Below are 5,846 nucleotides of genomic sequence, written 5' to 3' on the forward strand. Positions count from 1 at the left end.
GTAATCTTTTTTGGGATAGCCTTTATCCTAAATATGCTTTTACGACGTACTTGGTTAATGGCTATTTTTTATCCATTCGTTATTTCCTTAATTATCGGAGATAGTACATTTGGTGAATATTTTACAGATCCTGGAAATGCTTTCTCGAGTACTTTTTCAAAAATGATATCTCTCCCATTCGTCGATGTTGTAATTTTATCATCAGGTTTTATCGGTACACTCGTTTCTGGATTCGTCATTAAATATTTACGTAAGAGCGGTTATCAGATGTTTTAAATTGGTAAAAAAGCAATATTTATTATGAAAAGTTTGTTGTTAATCTATTAATTTTTTAAAAAAATGAATAGATTGCCTCTTTATTGGAAAAGATGACTTCCAAAGAGGTGTTATGAATGTCTATAAAAAATATTATGTACAAAATAATCATGTTACTTCTTTTTATCGGTGCCGTATACACAACAGTGAGTTCGCTCACAAATATTACAATATTCGATGTGAGGGAAAGTTTGGCAACTACTGAAGTAACAGACATCAAAACAGAAACAGCAGATGATATGAAGGAAAGACAGTACTATTTATCAGAAAAAAATTTAAATAAGTTAATAGAGCGTAAAGAGTATATTTCCAGTGAGGAGATCGATGGACCAGAAACATTGGAAGAAGCGATCGACTTTAATCAATACCCAACTACAACCGTAGTTGCCACAGGCTATACAGCAGGGGCAGAGTCAACAGGAAAATCACCTGATCATCTAGAATATGGGATTACTTATTCAGGAATAAAAGTAAAGCGTGATCTGTATTCGACGATCGCTGCTGATTTATCTGTTTTTCCCTTAGGAACGATTTTGTATATACCAGATTATGGGTATGGGGTTGTGACGGATATCGGTGGAGCAATTAAAGGGAATAAAATTGACCTTTATTTTGATACAGTTGACGAGGTATATTCAGAGTGGGGGAAAAAGGAAATAGAAGTGTATGTTGTGAAAAAAGGCAATGGACAAATTACTGAACAAGAATTAGTAGCATTGAATGAAAACGAAGCATTACAAGTATTCAGAGAACAAATCAGACAGAAATCATAAAATCATACATTAAAAGACCTATTGTTATTAAATTAACGATAGGTCTCTTTTTATTGGAGAAATTTTACGTAAATAAAGGATGGAGTAAAAAAGCAATCCCTATCCCAGTTAAAGCCCCGACTAACACTTCGATTGGTTTATGACCTAAAAGTGTTTTTAATTCAGCAATTTTTTCATATTCTGCTTTATCGTGCCAATGAGTCGCTTCATCAATAAATTTTTGAAAATCTTTGACAAGTTGATTTAAGATAATAGCATGTTCGCCAGCTTCCCGTCTAACGCCTGACGCATCAAACATCGTGATAATACTGAAAACAAATGCGATGGCAAAGGGAATCGAACCCACACCTTCGGATATACCTATGGCAGTAGTTAACGCACTTACAGCAGCGGAATGGCTACTTGGCATGCTACCAGTTCCAAAAACAAGCCCAGGTTCAAATTCTCTTGTAATAATTAATCGAATAGGCACTTTAATTACTTGTGCAAAAAGAATAGCAGCAAGTGCAGATATTAAAGGGAAATTCGTAAACAAACTTGCCAAATGACTCACCCTCTTTTGTCGGTGTTTAAAGTATAGCACCTATAAGCATGTATGAACAACAGAAACTTTACTTCAGTGCGGTTTCTAAAGCAAGTTCCATCATTGCATTAAATGAAGTTTGTCTTTCTTCTGATGTTGTTAGTTCGCCGGTAATTATGTGATCGGAAACTGTTAATATTGAGAGTGCTTGTCGGTTAAATTTTGCAGCTAACGTATAAAGAGCTGTAGTTTCCATTTCGACAGCGAGTACTTTGTAGCGACTAAGCAATGCATTTATTTCTTCCCCATTATCGCGATAAAAAACATCACTTGTAAATACGTTTCCTACATGGGTCGTTAAACCTTTTTGTTCAGCAGTTTCATATGCATTTTTTAGTAAGTTAAAATCTGCTAAAGGTGCATAATCAATTCCTTCAAAAACGAGTCGATTGACTTGTGAATCAGTTGTCGCTCCTTGTGCAAGGATAATATCACGTACATTAATATTTTCTTGCATAGCGCCACAAGTACCTACACGAATTAACTTTTTAACATCATATTCTGAAATCAATTCATTTACATAAATCGATGTCGATGGAACTCCCATTCCTGATCCTTGGACAGAAATTCGTTCCCCTTTATACGTACCTGTAAATCCATACATTCCCCTTACATCATTATATTGAACAACATTTTCAAAATAATTCTCAGCAATAAATTTTGCTCTTAGTGGATCCCCAGGTAGTAAAATTGTTTCAGCAATTTCTCCTTTTTTTGCACCAATATGTATACTCATCTTTTTTAGCTCCTTTATAAAGATTCTTGAAAAATTTTATTATAATAGTGTTCTTCTAAATCTTGAATTCTTGAAAGAGATAATCGCCCGAATTCAGAGTTTTCTTCCTTTAATTTCTGCTTAATCGTTTGTAGCGCATTTTTTAGAGAGTTTGCATAGTCTGGTACTTCACCATCAAAGATCTCTGTATCCCTTTTTCGTGCATTCATTTTTTCGTTAAATGCAAGTGCTTTTCTTTCATGGAAAGCAACACCCTCAACTTGACCAGGGTTATGAAGATCCCCTTGTGCAGGGTGCTCCAATACAGCTAAAACTTTTACTAACAGAAAATTCCGTCTATCTTCCAATACTTCACCTAAATATGTTCCGGAATTATATCGTGTTTTAACAATATCCCCAATCTTAATCGTTTGCACATTAACTCCTCCTTCGTTAAAACAGTTGTTATTCTTATTGTGGCAAAAAAATAATAGTATGTCTAACTTATACTATCCTTTTTTAATTACTTGATTTTTGTCCAGTGAAAACAGTCATAAAAAAATGATAAAGGGGTTACTTATTTGTTATTGTACATATTTTTGCATTTTTTGAAAATACTAAACCTACACTTTTTAGAGAGAGTGCCTAACAATTAACAATTTAAAAAGGATTGATCCAATGGAGTTTCCAATCATACATACAAACTTTTGGGATGGCGTGATTGCTGTTCCTTTAATTGTTATTTTAACGCAATTATTTAAATTTTTTCCCATTCCTAGGCAATATTTTCCTACAATAGCGTCAATACTCGGTTTTTCAATTTCCATCTTTTATAGTCATCGACATAATTTGTACGCTGGAATATTCATGGGCGGATTTTATAGTGCTGCCGCTGTCGGTACTTACTCCGCCTTAAAGACGTCTTGGATTGCTTTTAAGAATAGACGGAAAGAGAAGAAAAAACATTAACCGATAATTTTAATGGATCACAAATACGATTGTGGCAAAACAATAACAATTTATCGAATAATATCCAGTTCCTTTTTATTGCAAGAGTAGATTTGGTATAATGTTAAAAAAGGAAGTGATACGATATGGATATGATGTTTTTATATTTTCCAGAAGATAAATCGGAATATATCCCTGCGTTTATTATGCTCGTGATCTTTATGGTCGCCGCAACCGCAACGATGTATTTATTTTATAAAAAGTCAAAGAAAGAAGAAAAGTTTATAGAAGATAAATATGAACTTAACAAGTATTATACTGACAATGACGAAACCTCCAAAGAGAAATAAATACCCTCGGTGAGAGGTTTTTTAATTTCTCAAATATGACACTAGTAAATATTTAGAAATGGCATATACTAAAAACTCCTAATGAAGATTCGACAAAAGGAGTATTCCAAATGCGCTATTTTTTTATCGTTATTAGTATATGTTTTTTATCTGCATGTCAACTGACACAACAGCCTAAATCAGCTCAAACGGTTGACATGTACAATAGGGATGGGGACATGGTTGGAACAGCTAAATTATCCGAGGATCCGAATGGTGTTAAAATTATATTGAAGCTTGAAGGATTAACACCCGGTTTCCATACATGAAATTGGAAAGTGTGAAGCTCCTGATTTTAAAAGGGCGGGAAATCATCTAAATCCTGAAAAAAAGAAACATGGCTTACTACATCCAGATGGGCCACATCTTGGAGATTTACCTAATGTAGAAGCAGATAGTAGCGGAAAAGTAGATACAGAGCTGACTGTGAATGATGCGACGTTGTTAAAGGAAAAAAATTCATTAACCGAACGTGGTGGTACCTCCCTTGTCATAACGGCTGAAGCGGATGATGGGATGTCTCAAATTAGTGGAAACTCCGGTGAACGGATAATCTGTGGTGAAATTAAAGGTGAAAAAGGTGAAACAGATAATCAGGAGCCGACAGATCCGACTGAAAAGGAAGAGAAAAAGTGACGTCATGGGAACGTCACTTTTCAGATAGTTGATTTACTGCACCAACTATTCTATCTATACCTTCTTTTAATGTTTCCTTTGGACAAGCAATATTGATCCGCATAAATTGTTCCCCATCTTTACCATATGCGGAACCTGGATTAAGGCCAACTTTTGCTTTTTCAATCATAAATTTCTGTAAAGATTTATCGTCTAACTGCAGTTTATGGCAGTCTACCCATAATAGATAAGTTGCTTCTGAATCAACAACTTTTAAAACTCCATTTGTATTCTTTTCCAAAGTCGATTTTACAAATTTTTTATTATCTTCTATTACTTCCATTAGTTCATTTAGCCAGTCTGCTCCGTGTTTATAAGCTGCTTCTAAAGCGATAATCCCCATCGTATTTAACATACTGAAACCTTGTTGAGCAAGCTCTTTATCGAGAAGTAAACGTTTTTTAGTATCTGACGTTACAATAAAGGAAGCTTGTAGTCCGGCCAAATTAAATGTTTTCGTTGGGGACATAAAGGTAATCGTTTGTTTAGCGATTTCATCAGATAATGATGCTATTGGGGTATGTGTGTGATCTTTAAAGACTAAGTCAGCATGAATTTCGTCTGCGAATATTAACACGTTATACTTTAAACATAATCTAGCCATCTCAAGCAACTCATTGTTGGTCCAAACTCGGCCAACAGGGTTATGCGGAGAACAGAGTATAAATGCTTTTACACCTTGCTGTAATTTTTCTTCAAAGTCATTAAAATCTATTTTATATTTATCCCCGTTATATTTAAGCGAATTTTCGATGACCTCACGTTTTCCATTTCTAATAATATTAAAAAAAGGAGTATAGACTGGAGTTTGTAATAAGATTTTATCGTTTTCATCTGTAAATGTTTGAATGGCAGTATGTAAGCTTGTAATTACTCCAGGACTAAAGGATAGCCACTTTTCATTAATATCCCAGTTATGTTGATAGTTCACCCAATTAACAACATTTTTTTTAATATCATCATTTATAATGGTATAACCATAAATTCCATGTTCAGCGCGTTCTTTTAACGCATCATTTACTGCTTTTGGCGCTTTAAAATCCATATCAGCTACCCACATTGGTAAAACGTCATCTGTATTAAAAACTGTTTGAACATGATCCCATTTGTAGGAATGTGTATTTTTCCGATTGTAAACAGTTTGAAAATCAGCCATTTTATTTTCCTCCTTATAGTACGTGTTCAAAAAGGAGGATAAAAAAGACCCGTCGGCTAAAGGCGCTGACGTCCTGTCAGCAACGCCGACACTAGCACGTCCTGTGCGTCGGAAGTTCGAGGCGGCGTAGCTTGGAGCAGCGGACTTTCACAGGATGTGATGACTTCCGTGTTGCCCACAGGACGTGGGCGGTTTTAACGGAAGATCCCCTGCCGCATTTAGATACATGAGCCGCGGAGAAACAAGCCAACGAGCTTCCACAGGATGTGGTGACTTCGACGTTCGACACAGG

10 protein-coding genes are annotated in these 5,846 nt (G+C 35.2%); 6 read left to right on the forward strand and 4 right to left on the reverse strand.

Going from position 1 to position 5,846, the window contains the following annotated elements; all coding sequences use genetic code 11:
• Positions 1-276 (forward strand): YuiB family protein (locus ACPYKA_RS18050; RefSeq protein ID WP_479543595.1); only part of this gene is annotated, 276 nt, incomplete at its 5' end.
• A 116-nt stretch (positions 277-392) separates the two neighbouring features.
• Positions 393-1,088: a 3D domain-containing protein gene (locus ACPYKA_RS18055; protein ID WP_479543596.1), complete on the forward strand. Its 696-nt coding sequence runs from the start codon at positions 393-395 to the stop codon at positions 1,086-1,088.
• A gap of 64 nt (positions 1,089-1,152) precedes the next feature.
• Here the strand turns inward: ACPYKA_RS18055 and ACPYKA_RS18060 are convergent, their stop codons facing one another.
• The 3 genes from ACPYKA_RS18060 to kapB all read right to left on the reverse strand — a co-directional run bounded on the left by ACPYKA_RS18060 (position 1,153) and on the right by kapB (position 2,823).
• On the reverse strand, positions 1,153-1,632 hold the full coding sequence (locus ACPYKA_RS18060; protein WP_479543597.1) for a divergent PAP2 family protein: 480 nt from the start codon (positions 1,630-1,632) through the stop codon (positions 1,153-1,155).
• A gap of 67 nt (positions 1,633-1,699) precedes the next feature.
• Positions 1,700-2,407 (reverse strand): purine-nucleoside phosphorylase, encoded by a 708-nt coding sequence (gene deoD / locus ACPYKA_RS18065; protein ID WP_479543598.1) that lies wholly within the window; start codon positions 2,405-2,407, stop codon positions 1,700-1,702.
• 14 nt (positions 2,408-2,421) lie between these two features.
• Complete coding sequence (gene kapB, locus ACPYKA_RS18070; protein ID WP_479543599.1) at positions 2,422-2,823, reverse strand: kinase-associated lipoprotein KapB; 402 nt, start codon at positions 2,821-2,823, stop codon at positions 2,422-2,424.
• A 241-nt stretch (positions 2,824-3,064) separates the two neighbouring features.
• On the opposite strand from kapB, the gene ACPYKA_RS18075 reads away from it, so the two are divergent.
• From ACPYKA_RS18075 to ACPYKA_RS18090, 4 genes are all read left to right on the forward strand, one after another.
• Positions 3,065-3,355 (forward strand): hypothetical protein, encoded by a 291-nt coding sequence (locus tag ACPYKA_RS18075; RefSeq protein WP_479543600.1) that lies wholly within the window; start codon positions 3,065-3,067, stop codon positions 3,353-3,355.
• Positions 3,356-3,480: 125 nt separating this feature from the next.
• On the forward strand, positions 3,481-3,684 hold the full coding sequence (locus ACPYKA_RS18080) for a hypothetical protein (protein WP_479543601.1): 204 nt from the start codon (positions 3,481-3,483) through the stop codon (positions 3,682-3,684).
• Between the two features lie 110 nt (positions 3,685-3,794).
• The gene (locus ACPYKA_RS18085; RefSeq protein ID WP_479543602.1) at positions 3,795-3,992 is read left to right on the forward strand and encodes a hypothetical protein; all 198 of its coding nucleotides are present in this window, start codon (positions 3,795-3,797) and stop codon (positions 3,990-3,992) included.
• A 1-nt stretch (position 3,993) separates the two neighbouring features.
• Positions 3,994-4,359: a superoxide dismutase family protein gene (locus tag ACPYKA_RS18090; RefSeq protein WP_479543604.1), complete on the forward strand. Its 366-nt coding sequence runs from the start codon at positions 3,994-3,996 to the stop codon at positions 4,357-4,359.
• Positions 4,360-4,372: 13 nt separating this feature from the next.
• Here the strand turns inward: ACPYKA_RS18090 and ACPYKA_RS18095 are convergent, their stop codons facing one another.
• Positions 4,373-5,554: a MalY/PatB family protein gene (locus ACPYKA_RS18095; RefSeq protein ID WP_479543603.1), complete on the reverse strand. Its 1,182-nt coding sequence runs from the start codon at positions 5,552-5,554 to the stop codon at positions 4,373-4,375.
• Positions 5,555-5,846 lie beyond the last annotated feature (292 nt).

Source organism: Pseudogracilibacillus amylolyticus (SeqCode), assembly GCF_051918545.1.
Taxonomy (GTDB): Bacteria; Bacillota; Bacilli; order Bacillales; family Amphibacillaceae; genus Pseudogracilibacillus.

Bases quoted from the DNA above. Each gene is read 5' to 3' on its own strand.
- ACPYKA_RS18055 (WP_479543596.1), top strand. From the start codon at position 393: ATGTCTATAAAAAATATTATGTACAAAATAATCATGTTACTTCTTTTT.
- ACPYKA_RS18075 (WP_479543600.1), top strand. From the start codon at position 3,065: ATGGAGTTTCCAATCATACATACAAACTTTTGGGATGGCGTGATTGCT.
- ACPYKA_RS18095 (WP_479543603.1), bottom strand. From the start codon at position 5,554: ATGGCTGATTTTCAAACTGTTTACAATCGGAAAAATACACATTCCTAC.
- ACPYKA_RS18085 (WP_479543602.1), top strand. From the start codon at position 3,795: ATGCGCTATTTTTTTATCGTTATTAGTATATGTTTTTTATCTGCATGT.
- deoD (WP_479543598.1), bottom strand. From the start codon at position 2,407: ATGAGTATACATATTGGTGCAAAAAAAGGAGAAATTGCTGAAACAATT.
- ACPYKA_RS18080 (WP_479543601.1), top strand. From the start codon at position 3,481: ATGGATATGATGTTTTTATATTTTCCAGAAGATAAATCGGAATATATC.